Raw genomic sequence first — 25,020 nt, forward strand, 5'->3', positions numbered from 1 at the left:
AGGGGATCTCCTCTAGGCAAGATAAACGCCATGCCATATCCGTATAGTAAACGATTACTGCTATCATTCCCGGCACAAGCTGAAAACCATGAACAATTGGGAGGAATGAACATGGATTCGAACAAGCGAGTCGAGCACGTCAACTTAGAGAAGCACGGCACAGGTGCAGAGGCGAATCAGGCGCAAGCCGAAGCGAACGCGAAGATTAGCCGCAGACAAATGTTGACGTCGATCGGCGTGACCGGCGTTGCCGTAGCCTCCGGTACGCTGATTGCGGGATTGGCAGATGCTATCGATAGGGGGCCTTCCGTACAAAACGCTGTTTATGGGGAAGGCTGCGTTCCGAATATCGACTCCGATTGCGTTGACTACCATGTCTCGGAAGGATTGCCGGAACGGACAGTCGGCCAGAAGCTGCGTGAGTGCGTCAGTGTGCTCGACTTCGGCGCGAAGGGTGACGGGGTGACGGACGATTCCGCGGCAATCGCGGCGGCGCTGGAATACTGCAACTCCAAAAGGAACAATACCGTGAACCCCGTATATCAATCCCCCGGGGCAAAGCTGATCATCCCTCCAGGCACCTATGCGGTCAGCCAATCGTTTACGGTATTTTGTCATTTGGAAGCTCGCGGCGCCGTGTTCAAATATCCGGACAGCTTTGCCGCTACCGCGATCACCATCGGCGGAACGGATGCCAATCACTGCCTGATCGACGCCATTATTACGTTGCCGGATTTGATCAAGCCGCTGAATCTGACCTTGACGGCAGGAAGCAAGGCGCTCCGCGTCTGCAACGTGTGGAGCTCCGACCTTTACCCGGGTCGCATCTATTATTTCGAGACAGGACAGCATTACGATGCCAACGGTCGCGGGAATTTATCGAACCGGATCTATGGCGGGTTTATCCAAAACTGTAAAGTTGCCTATTTGATTCAACCGACAGGTCCGATCAATGCTTCATTTTGCAATGAGCTGGACTTTTTTGGAGGGGAAATTCAACAGGTCGGTACGATGTACGGGGTCCGGACGCCGGGATGGAGACACGTCGTTCTGTACGGCACCGGTGTGTCCACGGTAACCAACATCCGATTCAGAGGGACCAGTCTGGAAGGATATACAAGCGAATACCACGTTTATGCAAATGGCGCCCAATACTGCCTCTTCGACCGATGCCGCTGGGAATCGGGACTGGTGCCCGACCTAGCTCCCGGCACTAAAGGCAACTTTTTCGACTCGGCCGCTTCGCCAAGTCCTGCGAACACCTTTACCCAGCCTTTATACCGTACGTTCAATAATGGGGATAAAATCGTACTGGGAGCGCTTACGGCCCCGGTCGGCTTGGCCAACGGGGAAGCTTACTACGTTATCAACTCGACGGGGGCGGGCGGTACGTTTCAACTATCGACATCGCCGAGCGATACGGTTCCCCGGGCGTTTACGACTGTCGGCAATACGGTGCGGTTTACGCTTCCGGTACGGTTCTATTTCGACGGTCCAGCGGGCTATTACCAGGCCAGCAACAACGAGATCATCGGTGGCACCTATGCGTTTCCGAACGCGCAGGAAGTGATCTATAAGGGGCCGCTTGCTTCCAATAATCAGCTTCGCACGATCGGCCAGCGGTTCGTGATCGATCAGTCGAAGACAACCGATTTCGGTACGCTCGCGTTGTCCAATACGGCAGGAGCAAATTTGAATGCGCTTACGGTTTATGCTCAGGAGCCGTACTCCGACCCGATCAAATGGAGAATGGGCATTACCGCAGGCGGCAAGCTGAGGTGGAATGGGACGAGTGCCGGTCAGTTCGGAACCGATCAGCAAAATTTCGGCCCAGCCGATCCGGGAACGCTGCACCAAAGCATTTCGTTCGATTCGGCCAGCTTGATCCAAAATACGAACACGAACGGAGGCGTGTCCGCAAGCTCCCAGTTCCAGGCGAAAGCAGGTCCGACTTCCTCCAATCTGGGCAGCGCATCGTTCGGCTATTTCCCTGCCGCGAACTCGACTTTGGGCGCTTTTGCCTCGGGCAACGTCGTGATTCAAGGTACCGGGACGGGAACGGAAATACCGAAGGGCATCCTATGCTATGCGCCCGCAGCGGAGGCACAGTTCGGCATTTATATGGGCGGTTCGTCGCCCAACATGACGGTCGACAAAACGCACGGGATGTTCATCGCCGATGTGGCCGAAGAACCTGTCGACAATCCGTCGGGAGGGGTGTATGTATACGTGCACGAAGGAGCGCTCAAAGTCCGCGGCGCGAACGGCACCGTGACGACGATTGCTCCGGCATAAGCTTAGCCTTTTTACGCTCGCGCAAAAAGCAATCGATTTCCGATAAATATTGAGTAGGTGGTGACACTTGTTGAGAACATCGTCGCTTTATACAACAGCGGCCATATTGTCGCTATCCATATTGCTCGGCGCCTGCGGGGGGAACAAGGAACCGGCTTCCCCGGAAGCGAAGGCGGAGCAGCCGAAGACCGAGAATCCGAAGATCGAGAGTCCGAAGCCCGCCACGGTTAAAATTGCCCAACGCCACCTGACCGAGGAAGAATTCAAACGATTTATCGTCGAGCCGGTCAAGAAAAAGTATCCGCATCTCACGGTACAATGGGTCGATTCGTCCAAAACATCCTTGGCCAATATGGCAGCCTCCAAGGAAATTCCCGACATCAGCGTCGACTATCCGCTCGCGTTGACCCAACTGCTCGATATGAAGGTCGAATTCAATATGGAAGATGTGATCAAAAGCTCAAAATTCGATCTGAACCGAATTCGTCCGGAATTTCTGGAATCGATCAAGACTGCCAGCGGCTTGAATCAGTTGATCGGTCTTCCCGTCTACAACAACTCGTTCGCCTTGTTCTACAACAAGGACTTGTTCGACAAAATGGGCGTACCGTATCCGAAGGACGGCATGACGTGGGAAGACGCGCGCGCCATCGCAGCGAAAATGACGCGAACCGAGGGAGGCGTCCAATACTGGGGGCTGTATCCGGGGGAACTGTTTCGCGGGGCGTATCAGCTCGGTCTGCCGTTTATCGACTTCGCGGGCAAGAAAGGCGCCTTGCAGACGGATGGCTGGAAGCAGCTGTTCGAGATGTGGTCCGGCCTGTACAACATTTCCGGTGCGACGACTATACTGGCAAGCGATCCGCCGACGCAAGCGACGCAAGCGTTCCTGAAAGGGGAGGTAGGCATGCTGGCCGGGCATTCCGCGACACTGCAAAGCTTGAAAACCGTGAAAAACTTCAATTGGGACGTCGTCGCCTATCCGGTCAATCCGAAAGCGCCCGGAACCGGGCAGCGGGTCGATTCCCTCGTTTTCTCGATCACGAATGCAAGTCCTAACAAAGAGGCGGCGTTCCAAGTGATTGAAACCTTATTGTCGAACGAAGTACAGACGGATCTATCCCGATATGCGAGAGTATCCGTACTGAAGGACGAGAAGGTGCAGCAGGCGTTCGGCCAAGATTCGGCGGAATATCAATCCAAGAACGTAATCGCGATGACGAAGCCGAAACTAGCCGTGATTCAACCGTTCAAATACAAGTTCCCGGCCGAAACGAACCCCGCCGTACTCGTATCGAAGGCGTTCCAAGACGTGGTCACGACCGGGAAAGACATCAACACGGCGCTGAGGGAAGCGGACGAGAAGCTGACGAAGGCGATTCAGGAACTGGATAGATAAGGGGAACGAAGGAGGGAATCGGCAATGGGGAATGATTTGTACAGACGAACGTTTCGACGGGGGTTGTTCGATTTTCACGCGGGCGAAGCCGTTCCGGAAGTAGAGCTGAATGTGGCCGACTATTTTGCGCAGGCGGCCCAGGCAGGCATCCAGACGATCACGTTCATGACGAAGGACGCCTTTGGCAATAGTTATTTCAACACGCGGATCGGTCACAAAAATGCAAGGATCAAGGGCTTTGCTGGTCGGTTGGAATCATGCCGGAGATCCTCGGTTCGGTCAAGTGGAGGCAGATCGGTATGCGGATTATTTTACGTCCGAATTTCATCCCCCGCAATACGCTTACGGGAGCTTGCTGGCAAGATGGAAGCGTTCGTTCGGCAAGCCTTTCGAGCTGATGATGCCGAGCGAGATGGGCAGCTGGGGGGAGTGGACGGTCGCGCCGGCCGCAACGCTCAGGACGACGGCCGCGATCGCCGTCGCGAACGGCGGGTCGATCAGTTTCGGCCATGTCGCTTATCCCTCGGGATTTATGCGGGGACAAGTGCCGGAAGCAGTCATGAACGCAATCGGCGAATCCAACGCATGGGTCCAATCGCTCGAGCCCTGGTTGACTGGAGCTGAAAGCGTGCCGATGGTCGCCGTCCTTTATTCGATAGAGAGCAAACGAATGCTCGAAGCGTCCGCTCTATCGGGTCCGGCCGACGACCCGCATTTGCAAGGGATTCATCGGATATTGACGGAAGGGCATATTCACTTCGATATTATCGACGAAACGACGCTGTTGAGCCGAATCGATAGCTACCAGCTGCTTATTTTGCCCGATCAGGCTTATATCAGCGATCCGGTCGAGCAGCGGATACGGGAATTCGTCAGGGGAGGAGGACGATTGCTGGCCTCGAACCGCTCATCGCTGTATGACGCTGCCGGAGAGCGAAGGCCGGATTTCGGCTTGGCGGACGTACTCGGCATCGGATTCGGAGATGTGTCCCGCTACAGTGTGTCCTACTTTTATCCGATTGACGCGGCGATAGCCGAAGCGATACCGGACATGCCGATCCTGCTGAAAGACCCGGCTCACAAAGCGCTCCGGATTGAGGCGAAGGAAGGCTCGGACGTATGGGCCAGGTTCACGGACCCCGCGTTGGAGGCAAAGACGCATCGTCACGTCTACCATCAGCACGCGCACCCGGCTCATCCGACGCCGCATCCGGCCGTCGTTGCCCATACATACGGCAAAGGAGCGAGCCTATACGTGTCCGGCCCGATCGAATCCGCGTATTGGAGAACGGGTTCGCCTTGGTTGCGAACGCTTTACCTGAACGGGCTGCGCAGGCTTTATCCCGATCCGTTCGTAAAGGTCGACGCTCCCCTCTCGGTAGAAGTCAACGCGATGCGCCAGTCTTCCCGTATCGTGATCCATTTTACAAATGTCCGGGAAGATAAAGCGGCGGGCTCGAAGACATTCATCGAGGAGATTGTGCCGGCTGGACAAATCGAGGCCGTCGTCAGAGCGTCAGCCGATCGCGTATATGTCGTTCCGGGGAACACCGAGCTGTCCTTCGTCAAGGAGGAAGGTCAAATCCGCTTTGTCCTCCCGGAAATCGGTCTGCACGCCGCCGTTATCCTGGAAGGTACGGATGTGAAGGAGCTCGTCGAGAATGCCGGTAAAGAAAGCTGAACGAATGAAAGCAGAATGAATGCTGAACAAAATGAAAGCCCAATGCGAATTGGGCTTTTTTTTGCGTCCGGCTATCGTTTTTCGGCTTTTCGGAAAATAGTAAAGGACCGGCCACCGCGCATTCAGTTCGATTTTATTCTGGACGAATCGCAGCTTGGCACGCTATTGGTATGGGGAATTAAACCCGTTACCGTTACAACTGTTATTTATTAATCCATAAATAAAGCATTATTACATTTCGTGATTTCCGGGTATAGTAAAGCCAAATCGATTAAAGGAGGCCCGAAATGCCGACTAATCAAGACGCTGACCATGAAAACGAGCCGACGATCGCACCCGGCATGGATACGCATAATACGCTCGAGGATGAACCTACCGAAGAAGAGCGCAGACGGGGCGAGTACACGGAAGTGACCCGGTTGTTCCTTGATCGAACGCCGGAGCAGTAAACCGAGAATGCTTCTGAGAGGAGAACGGGAGACTATGAAAACAGAGGATGCGATTTGGACGGCCTTGGAGGAAGTGATCGATCCCGAGGTGGAAGTGAATATCGTCGATTTGGGTCTCGTTTATGAAGTGACGGTGAATGACCAAGGCCGGGCTGACATCGAGATGACGCTGACAATCCCCGAGTGTCCATTGGCCGACGATATTGTACGGAATGTACGGGAGGCCGCCTCTGCCGTCCCAGGCGTCCATGAAGTCGAGGTTTCGCTCGTCTGGGAACCGAAATGGACCCCAGCCAAAATGAACGACCGGCCCGGGAAGAAATCCGGTCCCGCCATTTATCGGTGTAATCCTCATGTGCAAAAAGGGACTTTCTCAGGTGCGGGCTACCTTAGGAGCCCTTTTTGCTCGTTCTGATGGAGGAGGGCCGGATCATGCGGGAAGAAGCCGAAATTCGGCAAGCCGATCGGCATCATTCGGGAAAGAAAGTCTTGGGATTGATCAATTGGCTCAAGTAGGCGTCCATGTCCTGGGCGGTGAAGGGGTTATCCTGGTTGACCCACCAAGCGCCCAGCGAGCAAATCGCGCCAGAAATGAAGGCGGCCATAATGTCGATCGGGACGGGAAAACGGACTCCGTTCTGCTCGGCTTCAATCAGCTGCTGGCGGAGGGAATCGGAGGCATGCTGCTGCAAAATGCAGTTCAGCGAACTGTTCCCTTGTTCGGTATTGAGTAGCATATGGAGGTTGCCAACTTGCTTCGTTTCCTCGATCAATCTCATGGCTTGCCGAATCCGATCCTCATAGCTTCGCCCGTTAAACAGCTCCTTCACCTCCTCGATTCCGAAGGATAAGAGAGCATGTTTATCTTGAAAATGTTTGTAAAATGTCGTGCGATGCACCATCGCCTCGTCGCAAATTTCCTGAACGCTGAGCGAATCGAAGGAGCGCGTCTCCAACAGCGTTTTCAGCGCATTCCACAACAGCTTCCGGGTACGCCTTACGCGTAAATCGGTTTTGACTTCGAGCGTGTTCGTATACATATGGTCCTCCTTTGTAGATTTAGGCGACAATCCGTCCGGAATTGATTCTTGACCTGACGTCAGGGCAAGCGTGTATAGTATAAAATATACATTTGTAAATTTAAATATACAAGTGTAGAAAAATACAGATAAAGGATACGCAGGAGGGAGTAGGAAAAATGAATGCTTCACATGTCGGCGGGGCATCGCCCAAAATCGATGCAAGCCGAATCAAACGCGGCCCGATCGTTTTCTCGCTTATTATCGGGGCGTTCGTCGCGGTTCTGAACGAGACGCTGCTCGGAAATGCCTTACCGGATCTGGTCAAAGAATTGGGCGTGCCCTATTCGACTATTCAGTGGCTGACTACCGCCTATATGCTCGTGATCGGCGTCCTCGTGCCGGTTACGGCGATTTTACAGCAATGGTTTACGACCCGGCAAATGTTTTTGTCGGCGATGATCTTGTTTTTCGCAGGGACGCTGTTTGCGGCGGTCGCGCCCGGATTCGGCCTGCTGCTCACCGGCCGGGTCGTACAGGCTCTTGGCACCGGTCTTATGCTGCCGGTGATGATGAACACGATTCTCGTTATTTTTCCACCGGAGAAGCGCGGCGGGGCTATGGGGCTTATGGGACTGGTCATTATGTTCGCTCCAGCCATCGGTCCGACGGTGTCCGGTTTAATATTGGATTCCTTATCCTGGAGATGGTTGTTTATTCTGGTGCTCCCGCTGGCGGCATTCTCGGTCGTCATTGCGGCGATTTTTTTGAGAAACGTTTCCGAGATCACGAAGCCCAAAGTCGACGTCTTCTCGATTTTGCTGTCCACGGTAGGATTTGGCGGCATCGTATACGGCTTTAGCAAGGCGGGGGAGAGCGGCTGGTCGAAGCCGGAAGTGTACTGGCCGATGATCGTCGGAGGCATCGCGCTTCTTCTGTTCATCTGGAGGCAGCTGAGGCTGAAGCAGCCGGTCATGGATTTGAGGGCATTCAAATATCCGATGTTTGCGATCGTGACCGTCCTGATGTTCGTCTTGATGATGACCCTCTTCTCTACGATGACGCTGATTCCGCTGTACCTTCAGGGGGCTCTGCTTCTCACTGCGTTCAAATCCGGCCTGATCCTGCTTCCGGGGGGCGTCGTCAACGGGATCATGGCTCCGATAGCGGGCAAGCTGCTCGATAAGTTCGGCCCTCGGGTGCTCGTCATTCCCGGACTCGTGCTCGTGGCCATCACTTTGTATTTATTTACCGGCTTCGAGATCTCGACCGGCACGGGCTACATCATCACCGTCCATATCCTGCTGCTGATCGGAATCTCGATGGTGATGATGCCCGCGCAGACGACCGGGCTGAACCAGCTGCCGCCTCAGTTGTATCCGCACGGGACTGCCATTCTGAATACACTCACGCAAGTATCGGGCGCGATCGGAGCAGCCTTGTTCATCAGCATCATGTCGATGGGAACGAAAAATTACTTGGAATCGTCGTCAGATCCGACATCCTTGACTGAGCAGGCCCAAGGAGTCGTCGCCGGCGTTCACCAATCGTTCTGGATCGGCTTCGTCATCTCGCTCGTCGCCGTGGTGATCGGCTTTTTCATCCGCCGGACAAAGGCGCCGGAAGGACAAGCCGCAGGCTCCGCCGACATGCATTAATGATTGCCGCCAGGAATGGCGCATTCGACTAACCCGGTGCAGTTCGGACCGGGTTGGTTTTTTTAGCTTGTTCTTGACACGGCTGCACTCTGAGATATTATGCTATAAATACGAAGCTTTCGGACTTGGTTCATAAGCTACCGTGGGGGAGCCGATCACGATGATATACGATTGCGCGATTATTGGCGGAGGACCCGCCGGTTTGAATGCGGCCTTGATGCTTGGAAGAGCAAGACGCAGCGTCGCTTTGATCGACAACAACCGGCCGCGAAACGCCGTGACGCACGCCTCGCATGGCTTTATTACGAGGGACGGCGCAACGCCGGGCGAGTTCCGCCGCATTGCCTACGAGGAGGTGCTGCGCTATCCGTCTGTCGAGCATGTGCGGACCGAGGTCGTTTCGGTTGCCAAGATCGGTTCCGGCTTTGCGATGCTCGATGCGTCGGGCTTTCGCATACAAGCGCGGAAGCTGGTTCTGGCTACCGGCGTGAAGGAGATTTTTCCGGAGATCGAAGGCTTTTATCCCCTTTACGGAAAAAGCTTGTTCAATTGCCCCTTTTGCGACGGGTGGGAGCTGCGGGATCAGCCGCTTGTCCTTGTTTCCGAATATTCGAACGTGTTTCATACGGCCAAGCTGCTGCTCAACTGGGGCAACGATCTGATCGTCTGCACGAACGGCCAGGCGAATTTGTCGGGCGAGCACAAGGAGCGGCTGCAAGCGAAGGGAGCCGTCGTGAACGAGCAGCCTGTCGCGGCTTTTATCGGCAGGGACGGCCGTCTGGAGCAGGTGCGCTTTGCGGATGGAACGCAGGTCGCGAGAAGCGGCGGCTTCGTGACTCCCCGGTTTGTACCGAGCGCACCGTTTGGCGAGCTGTTAGGGTGCGAACTTACGGAACTTGGAGGAGTCCGCACGGATAGTGGGGGGAGAACCTCGGTGCCCGGATTATACGCTGCCGGAGATGCTTCGTACTTCGCGCCTTCCCAGGTCGTTTTTGCCGCAGCGGAGGGCAGCCGCACCGCCATGGGGGTCCACATGGATTTGACCGATGAAGATTTTTAGCGCAAAAGCGATCGTATTTTCTGGTAGTCGACACAACGGTTCGTGTAAACTGGAATGGATGCCCCGACAAATACCCGATAAGAAGCCAGCTGTGCATAGCCGCATTTGGTCATCAGATGCGCAGGCAGTGTAGGTATGTACGAAGGACCGGGGCATCCCCGGTCCTTTCCCGTTGCGGATCATTCTTGCGGCAACGAATAGCTCTGCAATAAAGTCCTCGTATATTCCATGTTATACAAAACATGTTCATTGCTTGCTGTTAAGCGGCTTGCCATAATCGCCCCTTCCATCGAGGTAATCAAGTAGGAAGCAAGCGAAAAGGAGTTGATATCGGGACGCAGCTCCTTTTTCTCCATGCCTTCTTCAATAATCGACTGTACAAAGGCGATCGTGCCCATAAAACCTTGGGCAGCCTGCTTCTGCAGTTCGGGAAACGTACCGTCGCTCTCGATGGCGGTGTTCAGCAGCGGGCAGCCGCCCGGAATCGGGGGATTATGAACGGCATCCTGATAAATCGCTGCAATGGCCAACAGCTTGTCGATGGTGGATGGAGCTTGCTCGACGGCCCGGACGAAAAACTCTTGCAAAATTTGCCCCGCCCGCTCAAAAGCGGCGAGCACGATTAGCTCTTTGTTTTCAAAACGGCGGTAAATGGCCCCTTTCGGGAGGGAAGCGGCCTCCATAATATCTTGTATGGACGTCTGGCTGAACCCTTTCGTATTAAACAGATGCAGCGCATGGGCAATAATCGATTCTCGAACGGCATCCTTTTTCTCCATAGTCAAATCACCCGTCCATCATAAATGTATAGTCGGTATCGGTAAAGTTATCATAACACGAAGACGGAGGCGTTGGACAATGGGACGGTTTGTCATGAAAGGTTCAAAGATTGCGGTTTAAAATACGGACGAAATCGCATATAGTTGAAATGTAATCAACGGACCGGACGGTCCGGTCCGATACTGGAAATGATATATCGAATTCTACTCCAAGGAAAGGAAGTGTGTCCAGCCAAATGAGAACCAGAAATACCGTAATCGTCGTGTTAGCTCTTATGGCTTGTATGTGGATTATGCATACAGTGACCAAAAATTTCGTAACAGATCCCGATTTCCTCAAGTTTCTATCGCATAAGGATCGGCCCGTGCCCGACCCCGAGCTCTTTCGGACGATGCTGCGCGTCCATATTGGGCTTGCCGTCGTTTCTCTCGTTACCGGGCCGATCGGAACGATACGCAGGATTCGTGTCCAGAGGCCGGCCTTGCATAGATGGAGCGGCCGTCTCTACGTCCTGTCCATTCTGTTGAACGTCGTCCCCGGGTTCTATGTTTCGTTCTTCGCCACGGGCGGCTGGCTGAGCGTTCTCGGGTTCCTGATGTTGAACTCGCTTTGGCTCGGCACGACGGTATTGGGGTACGTCCATATCCGCCGCAAACAAGTAGCGAAGCATACGGGGTGGATGACGCGAAGCTTCTTTTTGACTTTTGCCAATCTGACAATTCATGTGGTGCTGGCTGTGGCCCATTCCGGACTGAAGCTCCCTTACGATACGGCATACACCGCGGCTGTCTGGAGCAGCTTTGTGCTGAATCTGGCGCTGGCGGAGCTGGTCATTCGCAAGAAATGGATGAAATAAGGTTTGAAGGAGGAGCGTTATGCTGAACGTACAAATTGTTTTGTTCGATGGGTTCGATTATATGGACGTTATCGGACCGTATGAGGTATTTTCCGCAGCCAAAATGCTTACCGGCGCAGTCCGCGTCGAATTCGTAAGCGCCGAAGGCGAGCGACTGGTCAAAGGCGGGATGAACGGACCGCCCCTGCCGAGCAGCGGCAAAATCGACGTGGAGCGCGGAGGCATTCTCGTTATCCCCGGCGCTATGGGAACGGTCGATCCGGACGATGAAGGTCCGGATTCGATCCCGGTTTTATTGAGACAGGCACTGGAGACGGACCTGGTCCACGAGCTGAGGCAAGCGATGAAGAGAAGCGATCTGATCGTTTCGTCCGTATGCGGAGGCTCATTGCTGCTGGCCATGGACGGGCTGCTGGAGGATCGTTATGCGGTCACCCACCATCTGGGGATGGAGGTGCTGGGGGCTACGGGTGCGAAGCCGATATTTGCCAGAGTCGTGGAGGATGGAAATCTCGTGACCGGAGGGGGAGTTACCTCGGGGCTCGATGTCGCTCTGCATCTCGTAGAGCGCGAACTGGGACCGCAGATTTCGCATGCCGTCGAGAGGCTGTTCGAATATGAGCGAAGAGGAACCGTATGGCGCAATTCAGGCATAACGCCCATTCAAAAAACGAAAGAAGCTCAACCGGAGCTTGCCGAGCTTCCCGGCGAGGCGGCGGTGAGCCTTGTCAATACGGACGTTAGCGCGCCTTATGACGGAAAATGGGACATCGTCATCGCCACTCCGGTCGGGAAGTTCGAGCTGGTTATGGAGGTGACCACGACGAACGGAAGGATCAGCGGCACGTTTCGGGAGGGGGACGAGCTCTCCGAGATGACCGATCCTGCATGGGACAATGGCTGCCTGACCTGGTCGTTAAGTATAAGAAAGCCGATGCGATTACTCTTGAAATTTTCCGTCGTTGTCCATGGCGACCGCTTGACCGGTACGGCCAAAGCCGGTCTGCTTCCGGCTTCGAAGGTCGCGGGCAGCCGCATCGTACCTTAAAAAACCAAAGTTTTTTACAACTAGTTACTACGCTTCGCTTTCAATTAAACTGTAACCAGATCGTTCGAAGGGGATGAGACATGGCGAATGTGAACGGTGGAGGATAGGCCAAACGAACACTATGGGAGGCTTCACCATGGGAATGTCCGAAAAGCGTATCGGATTTCGGCATGTTGTCGCTGTTGCGGCCGTTACCGCGGCAGCTTTGACCGGCTGCAGCGATGAATCCGACGGATCCAACAAACCGGGGAAAGGCGACGCCGCCCCAACGGCCATCAAGCAGGAGACGCCAAAGGAGGTGGAGCTGACGCTTTATTCGGACGTCGGCGACCCGGAAGAAGAAGTAAACCGCGTCTATATCGAGCCGCTGCACAAAAAATATCCGCATATCCGCGTCAAATATATCCGGGCGTCTTCCGGCACCTCCATGGCGGATATGTTGGCCAGCAATGAAAAATTCGATATATTTTATCACGGCCGGGGACCGTATGAGGAAAAATTGCAGGAATTCCATCTGATGTATGACATGACCGAACTGGCCCGCAAGCATAACGTCGATCTCGGTCGGCTGGAGCCGACGGCGGTCGATTCCATCAAGCAAGCGTTCGACGGCAAGCTTTACGGAATCCCCATCTCTTTGAACAGTCTGGTCGTGTTTTATAACAAAACGATCTTCAACCAGTTTGGCGTCGCTTATCCGAAAGACGGCATGACCTGGGAGCAGCTGTTCGAGCTGGCCCGCACCATGACGCGCTCGGATGGGCAAAATTCCTATTACGGCTTCAGCATGAACGGAACGGCGCAATTTTTGGGTATGAACTCGCTGTCGATTCCGTATGCGGACGGGAAGACGAACAAACCGACGATCAACAGCGACGATCGCTGGAAAACGTTGTTCCAATCCGTGTTCCTGAACCCGACGATGACCGCAACGTACCAGCAGGCCAAAAAGCTGCCGAACTGGGCCTCGTTCAGCAAAGATCGCAATTTGGCGATGATTTTGTACACCGCGTCGGTTCCGAATGCGTTGGAGGAGGAGTTCAAGCCGCTGGACTGGGATATGGTCGCGATGCCGACGTTTGCCAATGCTCCGAATGCCGGTTCCCGGGCCAATCCCATTTATTTCGGCGTCACCTCGCTATCGAAAAACCCGGATGCGGCCATGGAAGCGATCCAATTTTGGACGTCAAGCGACTATCAGATCGAAATGTCGAAGAAAGGGAAGCTGATGGCTTCGAAATCGAAGGACGTCATCGACGTATTGGGATCGGAGTCCGTATTCGCCGATAAAAACTGGAAAGCGATTACACGGAATCCTTTTTCTCCGCTGGCGCCGCTGACCAAATATGACAATAAGGTTCGCAACGTCTACACGAATCATTTGAACGCCCTTCTTGCCGGAGAGAAGGATCTCAATACTGCCTTGCGCGCCATGGAGGAAGAGGCGGCTAAGGTCATTCAGGAGGAGCTGAACCGATAAGTAAGCGCTCGCACAAAAAAGCGGGTCACGGCATCGTTTCGAGCCGGACCCGCTTTCGCGAGCTGACGGAGGAGGATTTCGTTCTGGGGACGAGAGGGCGTGCGGACTGCTCCGCCGAGCCGAGTAAGGGGTACGGCGGAGTCACGCGTTCAGCTTTCTGGCGGGCGGGGAGAGGGCAAGGAAGCGTCGCCTTCGGCGGCGACCGGGTCCGCTTCTTCGCGCTTGCGGCTCCGGTACTCCCGGGGGGACATGCCCTTGAACGGCTTGAATTGCTTGTTGAAATAGCTCAACGATTGAAAGCCGCATTCGAAGGCGATGTCGGTAACCGTTTTGCCCGAGTAGTCGAGCATGTAGACGGCCGCTTGCAGGCGAAGCCGGCTGATGAACGCGTTCGGCGACAGACTGGTGATTTCTTTGAAGCGTCTGAAAAAAATCGTCCGGCCTAACGACGACATGTCGACGAGGCGGTCCATCGTCAGCTCTTCGCCGAAATGCGACAGCACGTAGTCGATGACCCGGAGCACGCCTTCGTCGGGCTTGTGCGAGTCGAGTTCCATCGCGGCGTAGTGGCGGTACAACTGCACGAGAATGTCGATGAAACATTGAAATTGTTTGGCCTGCCAGCCGGAAAGCTGGTGTTCCTCCTCCGCGACCGCCTCCCTCGCCGCGCGCTGGATCGCCCGAGCGCAAGGAGAGTCGGCTGGAATCAACGGCGGAAATCGGCCTGCCGCCGTATAGAAGGGGCGAAGCAGCATGCCGCCCTCAGGAATGTGGCGGGCGATCGCCGGGGAGAACAGCAGCATGATCCAGCGAACCGGCTTGTCCTTGTCGCGCACCAGGTTGTAGTGGGGCTCGAAGGGCCGAAAGACGAACACGTCCCCCGGTTTTCCGTAATAGTCGCGGTCCGCCAAACGGTATTTGGCCTCGTTCTCCAGTAAAATGCTGACCTCCAACGCATCGTGCACATGCATCGCGTGCTCGGTCAAGCGGGCGATCTTCGGTACAAAATTCAGCTCCCGCTTCAGTGCGACCTCTTCGTAAAACATAAGCGCCTCCATCGCCGCTTTCGCCGGCGTGTACGATACTACAACTTTAGGCCGGGGTTGCGAGCGGTTTTTCCGTTTGCGTTTCGATATAGTGAGTACGAACCCATTGAAGGAGGCGTACGCATGAGTAACTCGGTCGTATCCCAGTTTGTGCTGACGGAACAGATGATTGAAGAATTTTACCGGGAAGGCTTCTTCTATGCGCCCGGCTTTATTACCCCCGAAACGGTGGAACGGATCAACCGCGAGCAGGCGCAGTTTGCCGACCGCGAAGCCGGAGGCGCCTGGAAATCCAACGCCTTTGTTCACTTCGACAAAAGCGAGGAGCAATTCCCCGAGACGGCGGCAATGCTCTCATCCAAGACGCTGATCGAGACGTACGAACGTATTCTCGGCGACCAAGTCCGGCTATGGATGGGGATGTATGCGGTCGTTGCGCCGCGCGGCGAAGGCTTGGCATGGCATCAGGACAATATGTATACCCATATTTTGGGCCATATGCTCAACGGGTTCATCGCGCTCGATGCGATCAGCGAGGAGAACGCCGGCTTGTGGCTCGCGCCCCGCTCCCACCGGCAGGGCCGCCAGCCCGACCTGAACGAGAAGGGCGCCGAGCATCGCCGTGCCGCTGACCCGGAGAACGGGATGCCGTGCAGGCCGATGGCACCCGGAGACGCCGTCATTTTCCATCGCGAGACGCTGCATCACAGCAAGACGAACCATACGGACAAGCCGAGAAGGGCTTATGCCTTCCAGGTTTCCGCCGAGTCCTGTCGGTACGCGGAGACGGGCAAGCTGCTGACCGATCGCGAGCATTTGTCTTCCAGGAAGCAGTAGTCCGCCCGGCGAGAATGGGGGCAAAGCTGTCCCCGCCGATTCCGAGCGCCTTTTCGCCGAAGGCGCTCGTTGGCGTGTCGCTCCGGTCATGCTTGCCTCGCGACCGCTTGGACGGTCACCCCTTCGAAAAAATCGCCCTGCAGTAAAATGTGTTCGTAACGCTCGTTCGGATTGGTGATGCGCCACAGCATGCGTTCCGCCACCCGCATACCGCTTTCGCGGATTTTGATGATCGGGCGGGACAGCTCTCTCTATCATAGTGAAAAGGAGCGAGTTGCACAACGGGTGGCAAGGTCCTTGTCCGCATGAGAGGCAGGAAGGAATTGGATTTGCTTTCGTCGAATGGAGAGTGAACAGCGGATTTGGAGATGGAGCAGGCGGATCTGCGACGGGAGGACAGCCGATGAAAATCATACAAGACGATTTGACGGGAACGGACGTTCTCACTCTGCTTCGGGAGCATCTGGAAGATATGGCGCGGCATTCGCCGCCCGAGAGCGTGCATGCCTTGAATCCCGAGGGGCTGAGAGCGCCCGGCGTTACGTTCTATAGCGCCTGGGACGAGGGGCGGCTGGTCGGCTGCGGCGCGATCAAGCAATTGGATGACGGGCACGGAGAGGTGAAGTCGATGCGAACGGCATCGGGACATACAAGGAAAGGGGTGGCGCGGAGGGTGCTGGCGTTTCTCATCGCGGAGGCGAGGGAGCGCGGCTACCGTCGACTGAGCCTGGAGACCGGGTCCATGGTGGCGCACGAACCGGCGCGGAAGCTATACGAAAGCTGCGGCTTCGTGTATTGCGAACCGTTCTCCGACTATACGGAGGACCCGTACAGCGTGTTCATGACTCTGGACTTGGAGGCAGGCGGAAAGTAATCGGACTATTGCTGCCCGGACGTGCATATACTACCCGCGATATGGGACTTTGTGTAGAAGCGGGAGGGGAATGACCGATGGAATCCGGGCTGATGTCGCCGTCGCTGTCGCTGGCCGCCGACTCGAATCAGACTTTGACCTATGCCAAGGATATGAGCAATTTCATTACGCAGGTTTTTGCCGAGCAGCTGCCCGTCATCAAGACGGGCTTCTTCAACGTTCATATGAGCCAGGGCGTCGTCATTACGCCGCATTGGCATACGAACGCGACAGAGCTGGTGTTCTTGATCAGCGGGGAACTGCAGACGTCCGTCTTCAATCCGTTTACCCAGCAATTGATGACGTATCAACTAAGACCGGGACAAGTGTCGCAGTTTCCGCCCGGTTGGTTCCATTGGCTTGTCGCGCTGACGGATAACACGCACTTGCTGACGATCTTCGACGTCCCGACCCCGGATATCGTATACGGCGGCGACTTTCTCCGCTCGCTGCCGCCCGAGGTAGCGGCACGAGCGTTCTGCATCAACCCGGTTGCTTATGCGCAGACTGTTGCGCCGATCCAGAAGCCGGTGATCCTCGGTCCGCCCCCAGACTGTTCGCCTGCCCCGGGGAGCGGGAAATCAAACCAATAGGCATAAACGACAAAACCCGGCTGTTAAACGGACGGCGGCGGACCAGGTACGTCATGATGACCTGTTCCGCCGCTGTTTTATTCTCTGCCATACGCTGCGCTTCTTCAAGAGGAGAAGACCTGATCAGGGGCGAGGCGCCTTCGGTTCGGCCGTAATCATCCACACGATACCGTATTTATCCGTAAGCTCTCCCAAAAACAAGCCGAACGGCTGCATGCCTATCGGGTACTTCACCTTACCGCCTGCTGCAAGCTTCGCGAATGCCTCGCCGGCTGCAGCTTCGGTGGAGTACGCTATCGTGAGCGAAATGCCGGTTCCGGAAGTAAAAGGCTCGATGGAGTCCGCCATGAAGATGGAGTTTCCTCCGGCTACGTGAATACACATGTGCATGACTTTATCCTTGAATTCGTTCTGTACCCCCATCAACTCTCCATGCGTACTTACGGATATGATCTCGCCACCGAGCGATTGGATATAAAACGCGGCCTGCGCTCTGGCATCCTCCGAGATCAAATAAGGCTTCAAGCTTCCCATCTTCAACATCCTTTCCATTTGAATGGTAGATAAGTTGAACGAAATAACTTCAAGGAAAGGGCCAAGTGCAATGGAGAAGGGAATGCAACGGACTTCCTCATCTTTCGTTCAACGTAGATAGTGTTCTACAAACCTAATGTATCATAGCCGCGCATGCCGCATTTCTTATGGATTGCCTTTTATCCCATTCGTTCGTCCCATCCTTCTTCACGCCATGACTTTGGCCTTGAAATGTGCTAAACTCCATACAGCACGATTACAAAAAGCTTGGTTTTCGGGAAACCGATGAATAGCTGGAATTGAACCTGTAGGAGCCGATCCGCAATGGATATCAATATGGATGTAATGAAGCCCCAAGCCGCGCCGGAAACAGCGGGATTGGAGGCTTTATCTTTATTTACGGGCCGCCGCCGGTACATCCAACTATTTTTTTATTTGCGGTGATACAAAAGCGACGGTCGCCCCGTTATACAGGATGAACAGGCAACAACTAGCTGAAGGGACGAATTGAAATGGAGGCATGTCTGCGATTGTACGACCGTTACTTCGATGACGTATATCGTTACGTCCTGTTCCGAGTCGGCAACCGGTGGGATACGGAGGATCTGGTCAGCGATATTTTTCGCAAGGTAATGGAGTACACGAGCAAACAAGGCGTTATCCCGGAACATGAACGGTCGTGGTTATTCACGATCGCCCATCATCGGGTTATCGACCACTATCGGCAAAAGACGGAGAAGGCGTACGGGACGGACCCCGAGGCGGCCGGCATGGATGCGGAGCACATTCCCGAGCTGTTTCAAGCCGCATCGGTCCGGAATGACTGCCTGCAGGAAGCTTTGCAGCAGCTCAAACAGGAGGATCGTCAAATGGTTCAGCTCAAATATATGATGGGCTTCACCTATCAAGAGATGAGCGCAATCCTCGGTCGGACGGAGGAATGGATGCGCAATCGGGTGCACCGCATTCGAAAGAAGCTGGCCGGCGAAATAGCAGCCTGCATGGAGGAGGGTGTCTAGTGGACGAGAGCAGACCAAAGTGGGTGGACGACTTGCGCCGCGTTCATGAGCAGCTGCCGGCGGATCTTGATTTTAAGAAACAGCTGCGGCACAAGCTGATTACAGAAGCAGGGAGGGCTCCGAACGTTGACGCCCAAGACGCCCAAGCCGATGAACCGCGTTTGCGCCTGCAAATGAAACAAGCGCGTAAAGGCCGCCGGCGTCTTGCCGCGATCTGGGGAAGCGCAGGCCTTATCGGTGCGATTGCAGCGATCGTATTTATCTTGAATGTGTTGACCGGCCCTGCTGTCAGTCGGGTTCATGCGGACAAACTGTTGGTTCAATTGCAATGGAGCAGCGCCAAAAGTTTAGGCACGGAGCCCAGTACCGCAGCCGCCATCGACGCAAGCACGACCTATTACGCCGTCCCCGGCCAAGGCATTTACCGGCAGAGCGGACTGTCGTACACCAAGCTGGTAGACGGCAATATTGCCGAGCTGGCGCTTTCGCCAAGCGGCGAGCAGTTGGCCTACGTAATCGGACATGACATTTTTGTGCTGAATGTAAGTACGCTGCAATCCAGGACGGCTGCAGCCGCTCCCGAGAGCTCTACGGCGATCCGCTCATTGGCTTGGTCTCCGGACGAGAGCAAGCTGGCTTTTGTGCGCGACGATCCGGCAACCGTCCTGGTTGCGGAAGCGGATCTGAACAAGGGGACGCAGACCGTCATCGGGAAAGGAGCTTCCCCGAGCTATACGAAGGACGGCAAGCAGATGCTGTACGAGAAAAACGACCGCATCTACGTGCGCGAGCTGGCTTCCAAAGAGGAGCGTCTATGGAGCGAAGGCCGGAGACCGGTTGTCTCGCCGGACGGCCAGTATGTGTTGTACGTACGCAGCGGCGGGGAACTGCAAATGGAAGATGTATGGATCGCCGACCTGGACCGGCAGACGGAGCAGCAGGTGACCCATAATGAAGCGATCGATGCGTGGGAGAACGGGAAGCTGAAGGAAGGTTCGCTCCAGCCCTACTTCCGGGTGGGAAACCTGGCTTGGAGCCGGGATGGCCGGGAGATCGGCATGTACCAGATCAAGGAGACCAATCAGCTTTCCCGCGATTTCGTGCGCTATACGCTGTCGACGACGGAGCTTGCGCCGGAAGAAGTGGTCGGTAAAGCGATCGAGGCGCTTATTTATCGCGATGAGCGGTATGCGCACAGCTTTTTCAGCTATGATCCCGGCTATTTGAAAGGGACCTCTCCGCGTCAAGTCGGCTATACGATCGTGGACAAGGCGAAAGATAAGCAAGGAAAATGGACGGTCACGGCCAATATGGACTATGCGTCCCAGGACCCGTATTATTCGGTGCGCACGATGGCGTTTACGCTGACGAAGTACGAGCGGGGTTATCGCATCGACGATATGCGGGAAGAGGACAGCACAACCATTGCAGCCTGGGCGAGAGGCCGGGAGGTGGTGACGACGGTTAACGACCAGCGCGGCGAGCTGCTGTTCGCTCTTACGGATGTGCCGGCCGATAAAGGGTGGACTAACGAGGAAGTGGAGCATATGGTGTACCGTATTACGGAAAATCGGAAACGAGTCTGGTTTCTGATAAAGCAAACGAAGGCCGATGACGACAGCGTACGGCTGAGGCTGATGAGCTTCGACCGGGACAGCGGGCAATTTCAGGCGTTGGGAAGCTTGGAAGGCGAGTCGCGGTCCGTGATGATGCTCGTGGATGAATCGGGCAAGAACGTCGTAGTGGAGCTGGAACGGGATAACGCCAAGTTTGACATTGCGATCGTACCCGTGCCTGCTTCGCAACCGGACGGGAAGCCGATCTATTTATCCGGTTTGCTGGAAGGACCGGCTTATACGGATATCAGTACGCGGTTCTGGAAGGCCGGGAAGCTGGTCTTTTTTGTAGAATGGGAAGGGCGGGACGTGTTTCTGGAATATAGCGCCGAATAGTTGCGGTTATTTCGGCCGCTCATCCCGGTCTCCGCTTCCTCTGCCCTTCCCCGATATCCGCTATTCTGGGCGGGCGAGGCTCAGTTGCCAGGAAACGCCGTATTTATCGTTCAGCCAAACGAACTTCTCGCTGAACGGATACGCGCCGAGCGGCATGAGGATTTGACCGTCCCGGGATAACGTCTCGAATACGCGGTCGATTTCTTCCTCCGTGTCGCAGTTTACGTACAAGGAGATGGAAGGCGTAAAGGTAAAGGCATGCACCGGCTGGCTGTCGATACACATAAACGATTGTCCTTTGATATTGAACGTGGCGTGCATGATGGTGCCGTCTTCATTATGATGCACATGTTGGATAGCCGAGCCTTCGAATAAGGTCGTATACAGCTTCATCGCCTCTTCGGCTTGTCCGGTAAACATCAGAAACGTGGAAATTTTCGGCTTAGTCATCGTTTGGTACGCTCCTTTTCATTGAGTCATCTATATAAGTTGAACGAATGTTTGGGAAGCCCCTTTCATTCCGAAAGGACTGCCTTGCTGCTCAGACATGTTGTTTTCAACTCCTGGATTGAAAAAAGACACAGCGGAATGGAGTCGAAAGCCGGCTATTTCCAGGAAGTTCATTCGTTCAACGTATATAGTAAGTGTAAATTGGGACTTTGACCATAGTCAATTGTTTGGTTAAATAAAGAAGCAGATCGACGTTTTCATAAACTGGAAAGGGGCTTTACGGGTGGATCTAAGAGAATACGTCAAAACAGGGTTTGAAACCTATTATGCCCGTTTCAGTCAAGTTACCGAACAAGGCTTCTGCAGATGGATGCGGCCGGACATTCCCGATGACATGAAGGTAACGGAGGCAGGCTTACTTCGACGTCATCCCCGAGCAGGGCAGCGACGAGCCTTTGACCGGCATTCAAAATATGTATAATCCGTTGTTATGCAGGCTGGGTTACCTCCCGTTTACATGGGATAGCGAGTACGGCTGCATCCTATGCATCGACTTGAAAGGGAGCGCGGACAAAGAGCCCGGCGCGATCTACGAGATTGATCATGACATCTTGTTCGGTTTCGATGAAGACCGTACGGAACGCCGCGATCTGGAAAGGTCGCTGGTCTATGTGTATCCCGATTTCAAAACGTATTTTGACCACACTTTTCTAGAGACGAAATAGAAAGCGGGAAGCGTCCTTTCGTTATCTTGCTGTCACATGCGAGAATACGTACAAAAGCTCGCCGTTGGGGTTATACTGTACGCTGAGGTGAACCCATATGACGAAGCAAACCGGACGGGAAACGGAGAAAGCTGCCCATAACCCGGATAATTCGGCCAATTTGCCGAACACGGCGAACGGTGTGAAGCCAAGCATAGCGAATTTGGATTGGGCCTTGATCGGGCAATCGCTGGATGAGCAGGGCTACGCAAAGCTCCCCGGCTTGATCAGCAAAACCGAGTGCGCGGAAATGATCGGCACTTATGAGGAAGAAGAGCGTTTTCGAACGAAGATTGACATGGCCCGCTACCGGTTCGGGATCGGGGAGTACAAATATTACAACGCTCCTCTTCCCTTGCTGCTGGAACAACTGCGCGAGGGACTGTATCCGGGGCTTGCGGCAACCGCCAATCGCTGGCTGGAGCAGTTGGGCGAGCCTGCTTCTTATCCCGCTGCATTGGCGGAATTCCTCGACCGGTGCCATCGAGAGGGGCAGAACCGCCCAACGCCATTGCTCTTGAAATATGAAGCCGGGGGCTTCAATTGCCTGCATCAGGACTTGTACGGAAACGTATATTTTCCCTTTCAGGTCGTCATCGCTCTCAATCAACGAGAAGAAGATTACACGGGCGGGGAGTTTCTTTTGGTGGAACAAAGACCGCGGGCGCAAAGCCGCGGTCACGCCATCGCGCTGCAGCAAGGGGAAGGTCTGATTTTTCCGACCCGTCATCGGCCCGTTTCGGGAACGCGTGGCTATTATAAAACAACGCTTCGCCACGGCGTAAGCACGGTAACGACAGGTAAGAGATACAGCCTGGGTATTATTTTTCACGATGCGAAATAGGGCTGAATCCCTGAAACGATCGCAAAGTTAAGAAATTTCCCCCTAAGTCGGTGTATTCTTTGTGCAGGAAACGGAGCGATCCGTCTCCGGCATGATTGCCGAACAGGGGGATTTTTTATTGGAGCCAGTTTTGCGTTTATCTTTATGTGAATGGATGGAGCGGAGCCCGCGAATGTCCGCAGCGTGCAAAATCGTACCAATTCGACGCATGTTCATACATAGATGCAAGGTTAGAACGGGAAGTACAATAAATAAAGGACTATAGGGGAGGGTTTACGGATGATCAACCGAAATCAGCAGCAAGACAACGACCAAAGTCGTTTGCAGGAAGAGCATCGGGTACAGTCGACCGATCGCAGAAAATTGCTCGTCGCTATCGGCGCAACGGCAGGTTTGGCAATGGCTTCTTCAAGCCTATGGATCGGAGACACGATGGCTGCGAGTGTCACTTCTAATGTATACGGCCCGAATGACACTGTTCCGTGTTGTATGGAAGACTGGTACAATGTGCGGCAGTACGGGGCGAAAGGGGACGGAAGCACCGACGACGGATCGGCCTTGTACAATCTTATAAATCTGACAGTCGCGGGACAAGCCGCCGCCTTATATTTCCCGCCAGGGAATTACCGGCTTGCCTCGAGCTTCGTTTTCCCGGATCATATCGGACTGTTCTTTAGTGCAGGCGCTTCACTCGTCCTGGACGCAAGCGTGGAGGTCACGATAAACGGAATGTTTGATGCGCCGCCGCGAGCCGTATTCCAGGGCAGCGGAAACGTGAAAGGGAAGGCGTTCGGCAAAACGCTCATTCCCCAATGGTGGGGTGCTCTCGGCAATGCGGTCGCCGACGATACTTCTGCCATACAAGCCGCACTGGACGCCGCTTCGGCCAACAGAGGCTCCGTCTACTTGCCCAATGGCGATTACAAGACGACATCCCCGCTCGTTATTCATTGGACACCATCGCCACAGACGGGAAAAGTAGCCAGACCGGCTATTTCCTCGATAAGGGGGGAAGGGAAAAATACGAATATTATAGGCACGATCCAGACGCCCGGCCGGGCCATACTCGAATTGCTCGGGTCCAGCAATTCCTATGCCGTCGATATCGCCATATCGGATATTACGCTGAGGATGAAAAACGGCAGCCCCGAGGCGTTTTGCCTGCGGGTGGGAGACTGCAAGGAATTCTTCGAAGCGCGACGCATCCTATGCAAAGGAGCCAACGGACTTGCTCTGCGAATCTCATCCTCCGGCTCTTACGCGCAAATGAGCACTCGTTTTGTCCAGTGCAGCTTCCGCAGCAACTATAATTCGGAATGGTTCGCCAATGATGCTCTGGCCGAAGTTTACGCCGTAAAGCCGGAGTCGTCGGGCGCCAAGTGGGATAATGTCCGCTTTGAATCGTGCCTGTTTAACGGGTTAGTCGAGACGAGAGCCCATATCGCCGATTTCGTCAGCTGCCAGTTTGCGGTCAATCCGAGTCGTCCCGTCACTTCGCGCGAATTCAATGCGAACGTATCCGTTCGTATTGGCAACGCTTCGTTCCAGCATTGCTATTTCGAGGATCATGATGCCGCGGTTCTGATCAAACCAACGCTTGCCGATGTGGATAAGGTGCTGATTGCCGACTGCCATTTTTCTGGCGTCTCCAACTTCCAGTCTGCCAGTTGCCGATATGGCGTACAAATTGAAAGCGGTACCAAAAAACTTGGTGTTGTCGAACTGGAACGCTGCCGGTTCGGAGACAACTCCTATACGATCGCTTCGATCCGGAATGCGGGCAACGCCAAATCGGTTCATGTGGACAAATGCATCAACCTGCAAAGTCCGGATGTGCCGATCCGAATCGTTCATACGGTCGGCAATTTCAGCATAAGCTCGGCCGATGCTCCGCAGTCTGTCCGCAAGGAGACGTTGCGGTTCGCCGCTTCCGCAAACGTTCCTTCTTCCGGCCTCGCGATGAGGCTCGACGATCTTCAGGCAACGCGGTTTTATCAGCTGGAGCGGGACTGCTGGATCAGCAGAATCAAAGTAATTGCCGACGGACAAATCGTATCCGGCTCTCTCGGCATCAAGCTGCAGAGAAACGGTTTGACCGAGGCCACCTTCATTTATCCGGACCAGTTCACGGTAAAGTCGGCTGACGGCACCGAGCAAGGGTATTTGTTAAATCCGCTATCCGCCGGCGTGTTCCTGCCGAACGACGCTATCGGAGTCGATATCCAAACGGACAGCCTGTCTCCGGTTCCCTTGTCGATTCAAATCATGCTGGAGCTGGCGTACTAGAGCGTGTCTTCAAACCTAATTGAGCCAAAGCAAAATAGAGGCCAGCGACAAAAAGGC

At 54.7% G+C, this 25,020-nt stretch carries 23 protein-coding genes; 18 read left to right on the forward strand and 5 right to left on the reverse strand.

Annotation, left to right across the window (positions count from 1 at the left end):
- The first annotated feature begins 111 nt into the window (after window positions 1-111).
- From ABD796_RS15740 to ABD796_RS15760, 5 genes are all read left to right on the forward strand, one after another.
- The gene (locus tag ABD796_RS15740; protein WP_344909103.1) at window positions 112-2,295 is read left to right on the forward strand and encodes a glycosyl hydrolase family 28-related protein; all 2,184 of its coding nucleotides are present in this window, start codon (window positions 112-114) and stop codon (window positions 2,293-2,295) included.
- 70 nt (window positions 2,296-2,365) lie between these two features.
- The gene (locus ABD796_RS15745) at window positions 2,366-3,694 is read left to right on the forward strand and encodes an ABC transporter substrate-binding protein (RefSeq protein ID WP_344909104.1); all 1,329 of its coding nucleotides are present in this window, start codon (window positions 2,366-2,368) and stop codon (window positions 3,692-3,694) included.
- Between the two features lie 238 nt (window positions 3,695-3,932).
- Window positions 3,933-5,375: a beta-galactosidase trimerization domain-containing protein gene (locus ABD796_RS15750; RefSeq protein WP_344909105.1), complete on the forward strand. Its 1,443-nt coding sequence runs from the start codon at window positions 3,933-3,935 to the stop codon at window positions 5,373-5,375.
- A 287-nt stretch (window positions 5,376-5,662) separates the two neighbouring features.
- Window positions 5,663-5,824, forward strand: a complete 162-nt coding sequence (locus ABD796_RS15755; protein WP_344909106.1) for a hypothetical protein — start codon at window positions 5,663-5,665, stop codon at window positions 5,822-5,824.
- Window positions 5,825-5,858: 34 nt separating this feature from the next.
- Window positions 5,859-6,239 carry a metal-sulfur cluster assembly factor gene (locus ABD796_RS15760; RefSeq protein ID WP_344909107.1) on the forward strand — a complete coding sequence of 127 codons (381 nt, stop codon included), beginning with the start codon at window positions 5,859-5,861 and terminating at the stop codon, window positions 6,237-6,239.
- Window positions 6,240-6,294: 55 nt separating this feature from the next.
- On the opposite strand, the gene ABD796_RS15765 is transcribed toward ABD796_RS15760, so the two are convergent.
- Window positions 6,295-6,864: a TetR/AcrR family transcriptional regulator gene (locus ABD796_RS15765; protein WP_344909108.1), complete on the reverse strand. Its 570-nt coding sequence runs from the start codon at window positions 6,862-6,864 to the stop codon at window positions 6,295-6,297.
- Between the two features lie 158 nt (window positions 6,865-7,022).
- Here ABD796_RS15765 and ABD796_RS15770 point away from each other — a divergent pair, with 158 nt between their 5' ends.
- Together ABD796_RS15770 and ABD796_RS15775 are read left to right on the forward strand one after the other, a co-directional pair.
- Window positions 7,023-8,501 carry a DHA2 family efflux MFS transporter permease subunit gene (locus tag ABD796_RS15770; RefSeq protein ID WP_344909109.1) on the forward strand — a complete coding sequence of 493 codons (1,479 nt, stop codon included), beginning with the start codon at window positions 7,023-7,025 and terminating at the stop codon, window positions 8,499-8,501.
- A 160-nt stretch (window positions 8,502-8,661) separates the two neighbouring features.
- A complete protein-coding gene (locus tag ABD796_RS15775; RefSeq protein WP_344909110.1) occupies window positions 8,662-9,561 on the forward strand; it encodes an NAD(P)/FAD-dependent oxidoreductase in 900 nt (299 codons plus the stop codon).
- A 179-nt stretch (window positions 9,562-9,740) separates the two neighbouring features.
- On the opposite strand, the gene ABD796_RS15780 is transcribed toward ABD796_RS15775, so the two are convergent.
- On the reverse strand, window positions 9,741-10,340 hold the full coding sequence (locus ABD796_RS15780) for a TetR/AcrR family transcriptional regulator (protein ID WP_344909111.1): 600 nt from the start codon (window positions 10,338-10,340) through the stop codon (window positions 9,741-9,743).
- 236 nt (window positions 10,341-10,576) lie between these two features.
- Here ABD796_RS15780 and ABD796_RS15785 point away from each other — a divergent pair, with 236 nt between their 5' ends.
- From ABD796_RS15785 to ABD796_RS15795, 3 genes are all read left to right on the forward strand, one after another.
- Window positions 10,577-11,197, forward strand: coding sequence for a DUF2306 domain-containing protein (locus tag ABD796_RS15785; RefSeq protein WP_344909112.1), 621 nt, complete (start codon window positions 10,577-10,579; stop codon window positions 11,195-11,197).
- A gap of 19 nt (window positions 11,198-11,216) precedes the next feature.
- On the forward strand, window positions 11,217-12,245 hold the full coding sequence (locus ABD796_RS15790; protein ID WP_344909113.1) for a DJ-1/PfpI family protein: 1,029 nt from the start codon (window positions 11,217-11,219) through the stop codon (window positions 12,243-12,245).
- A gap of 136 nt (window positions 12,246-12,381) precedes the next feature.
- Window positions 12,382-13,725 (forward strand): ABC transporter substrate-binding protein, encoded by a 1,344-nt coding sequence (locus ABD796_RS15795; protein ID WP_344909114.1) that lies wholly within the window; start codon window positions 12,382-12,384, stop codon window positions 13,723-13,725.
- A 149-nt stretch (window positions 13,726-13,874) separates the two neighbouring features.
- On the opposite strand, the gene ABD796_RS15800 is transcribed toward ABD796_RS15795, so the two are convergent.
- Complete coding sequence (locus tag ABD796_RS15800) at window positions 13,875-14,771, reverse strand: AraC family transcriptional regulator (protein WP_344909115.1); 897 nt, start codon at window positions 14,769-14,771, stop codon at window positions 13,875-13,877.
- 123 nt (window positions 14,772-14,894) lie between these two features.
- Here ABD796_RS15800 and ABD796_RS15805 point away from each other — a divergent pair, with 123 nt between their 5' ends.
- The 3 genes from ABD796_RS15805 (at window position 14,895) to ABD796_RS15815 (ending at window position 17,114) form a co-directional block, all read left to right on the forward strand.
- Window positions 14,895-15,608, forward strand: a complete 714-nt coding sequence (locus tag ABD796_RS15805; protein WP_344909116.1) for a phytanoyl-CoA dioxygenase family protein — start codon at window positions 14,895-14,897, stop codon at window positions 15,606-15,608.
- 403 nt (window positions 15,609-16,011) lie between these two features.
- Window positions 16,012-16,482 (forward strand): GNAT family N-acetyltransferase, encoded by a 471-nt coding sequence (locus ABD796_RS15810; protein WP_344909117.1) that lies wholly within the window; start codon window positions 16,012-16,014, stop codon window positions 16,480-16,482.
- 77 nt (window positions 16,483-16,559) lie between these two features.
- Window positions 16,560-17,114, forward strand: coding sequence for a cupin domain-containing protein (locus tag ABD796_RS15815; RefSeq protein ID WP_344909118.1), 555 nt, complete (start codon window positions 16,560-16,562; stop codon window positions 17,112-17,114).
- A gap of 123 nt (window positions 17,115-17,237) precedes the next feature.
- Here ABD796_RS15815 and ABD796_RS15820 read toward each other — a convergent pair whose 3' ends face one another.
- Window positions 17,238-17,648: a VOC family protein gene (locus ABD796_RS15820; protein ID WP_344909119.1), complete on the reverse strand. Its 411-nt coding sequence runs from the start codon at window positions 17,646-17,648 to the stop codon at window positions 17,238-17,240.
- 512 nt (window positions 17,649-18,160) lie between these two features.
- Between ABD796_RS15820 and ABD796_RS15825 the strand changes: the two genes are divergently transcribed.
- Together ABD796_RS15825 and ABD796_RS15830 are read left to right on the forward strand one after the other, a co-directional pair.
- The gene (locus ABD796_RS15825; RefSeq protein ID WP_344909120.1) at window positions 18,161-18,667 is read left to right on the forward strand and encodes an RNA polymerase sigma factor; all 507 of its coding nucleotides are present in this window, start codon (window positions 18,161-18,163) and stop codon (window positions 18,665-18,667) included.
- On the forward strand, window positions 18,667-20,619 hold the full coding sequence (locus ABD796_RS15830; RefSeq protein ID WP_344909121.1) for a hypothetical protein: 1,953 nt from the start codon (window positions 18,667-18,669) through the stop codon (window positions 20,617-20,619). Before ABD796_RS15825 ends, ABD796_RS15830 begins: the two co-directional genes overlap by 1 nt.
- A 60-nt stretch (window positions 20,620-20,679) precedes the next feature.
- Here the strand turns inward: ABD796_RS15830 and ABD796_RS15835 are convergent, their stop codons facing one another.
- A complete protein-coding gene (locus tag ABD796_RS15835) occupies window positions 20,680-21,069 on the reverse strand; it encodes a VOC family protein (protein WP_344909122.1) in 390 nt (129 codons plus the stop codon).
- A 455-nt stretch (window positions 21,070-21,524) separates the two neighbouring features.
- Here ABD796_RS15835 and ABD796_RS15840 point away from each other — a divergent pair, with 455 nt between their 5' ends.
- The 3 genes from ABD796_RS15840 (at window position 21,525) to ABD796_RS15850 (ending at window position 24,963) form a co-directional block, all read left to right on the forward strand.
- The gene (locus ABD796_RS15840; protein WP_344909123.1) at window positions 21,525-21,794 is read left to right on the forward strand and encodes an SMI1/KNR4 family protein; all 270 of its coding nucleotides are present in this window, start codon (window positions 21,525-21,527) and stop codon (window positions 21,792-21,794) included.
- Window positions 21,795-21,891: 97 nt separating this feature from the next.
- Window positions 21,892-22,677: a 2OG-Fe(II) oxygenase gene (locus tag ABD796_RS15845; RefSeq protein WP_344909124.1), complete on the forward strand. Its 786-nt coding sequence runs from the start codon at window positions 21,892-21,894 to the stop codon at window positions 22,675-22,677.
- A gap of 279 nt (window positions 22,678-22,956) precedes the next feature.
- Window positions 22,957-24,963 (forward strand): glycosyl hydrolase family 28-related protein, encoded by a 2,007-nt coding sequence (locus ABD796_RS15850; protein WP_344909125.1) that lies wholly within the window; start codon window positions 22,957-22,959, stop codon window positions 24,961-24,963.
- Window positions 24,964-25,020 lie beyond the last annotated feature (57 nt).

This window comes from Paenibacillus hodogayensis (assembly GCF_039536325.1).
GTDB lineage: Bacteria > Bacillota > Bacilli > Paenibacillales > NBRC-103111 > Paenibacillus_AB > Paenibacillus_AB hodogayensis.

Excerpts from the sequence above, each read along its gene's own strand:
- ABD796_RS15850 (WP_344909125.1), top strand. The coding sequence starts at position 22,957 with ATGATCAACCGAAATCAGCAGCAAGACAACGACCAAAGTCGTTTGCAG.
- ABD796_RS15835 (WP_344909122.1), bottom strand. The coding sequence starts at position 21,069 with ATGACTAAGCCGAAAATTTCCACGTTTCTGATGTTTACCGGACAAGCC.
- ABD796_RS15775 (WP_344909110.1), top strand. The coding sequence starts at position 8,662 with ATGATATACGATTGCGCGATTATTGGCGGAGGACCCGCCGGTTTGAAT.
- ABD796_RS15785 (WP_344909112.1), top strand. The coding sequence starts at position 10,577 with ATGAGAACCAGAAATACCGTAATCGTCGTGTTAGCTCTTATGGCTTGT.
- ABD796_RS15810 (WP_344909117.1), top strand. The coding sequence starts at position 16,012 with ATGAAAATCATACAAGACGATTTGACGGGAACGGACGTTCTCACTCTG.
- ABD796_RS15770 (WP_344909109.1), top strand. The coding sequence starts at position 7,023 with ATGAATGCTTCACATGTCGGCGGGGCATCGCCCAAAATCGATGCAAGC.
- ABD796_RS15760 (WP_344909107.1), top strand. The coding sequence starts at position 5,859 with ATGAAAACAGAGGATGCGATTTGGACGGCCTTGGAGGAAGTGATCGAT.
- ABD796_RS15740 (WP_344909103.1), top strand. The coding sequence starts at position 112 with ATGGATTCGAACAAGCGAGTCGAGCACGTCAACTTAGAGAAGCACGGC.
- ABD796_RS15795 (WP_344909114.1), top strand. The coding sequence starts at position 12,382 with ATGGGAATGTCCGAAAAGCGTATCGGATTTCGGCATGTTGTCGCTGTT.
- ABD796_RS15780 (WP_344909111.1), bottom strand. The coding sequence starts at position 10,340 with ATGGAGAAAAAGGATGCCGTTCGAGAATCGATTATTGCCCATGCGCTG.
- ABD796_RS15790 (WP_344909113.1), top strand. The coding sequence starts at position 11,217 with ATGCTGAACGTACAAATTGTTTTGTTCGATGGGTTCGATTATATGGAC.
- ABD796_RS15765 (WP_344909108.1), bottom strand. The coding sequence starts at position 6,864 with ATGTATACGAACACGCTCGAAGTCAAAACCGATTTACGCGTAAGGCGT.
- ABD796_RS15845 (WP_344909124.1), top strand. The coding sequence starts at position 21,892 with ATGACGAAGCAAACCGGACGGGAAACGGAGAAAGCTGCCCATAACCCG.
- ABD796_RS15805 (WP_344909116.1), top strand. The coding sequence starts at position 14,895 with ATGAGTAACTCGGTCGTATCCCAGTTTGTGCTGACGGAACAGATGATT.
- ABD796_RS15755 (WP_344909106.1), top strand. The coding sequence starts at position 5,663 with ATGCCGACTAATCAAGACGCTGACCATGAAAACGAGCCGACGATCGCA.
- ABD796_RS15800 (WP_344909115.1), bottom strand. The coding sequence starts at position 14,771 with ATGTTTTACGAAGAGGTCGCACTGAAGCGGGAGCTGAATTTTGTACCG.
- ABD796_RS15825 (WP_344909120.1), top strand. The coding sequence starts at position 18,161 with ATGGAGGCATGTCTGCGATTGTACGACCGTTACTTCGATGACGTATAT.
- ABD796_RS15820 (WP_344909119.1), bottom strand. The coding sequence starts at position 17,648 with ATGGGAAGCTTGAAGCCTTATTTGATCTCGGAGGATGCCAGAGCGCAG.
- ABD796_RS15815 (WP_344909118.1), top strand. The coding sequence starts at position 16,560 with ATGGAATCCGGGCTGATGTCGCCGTCGCTGTCGCTGGCCGCCGACTCG.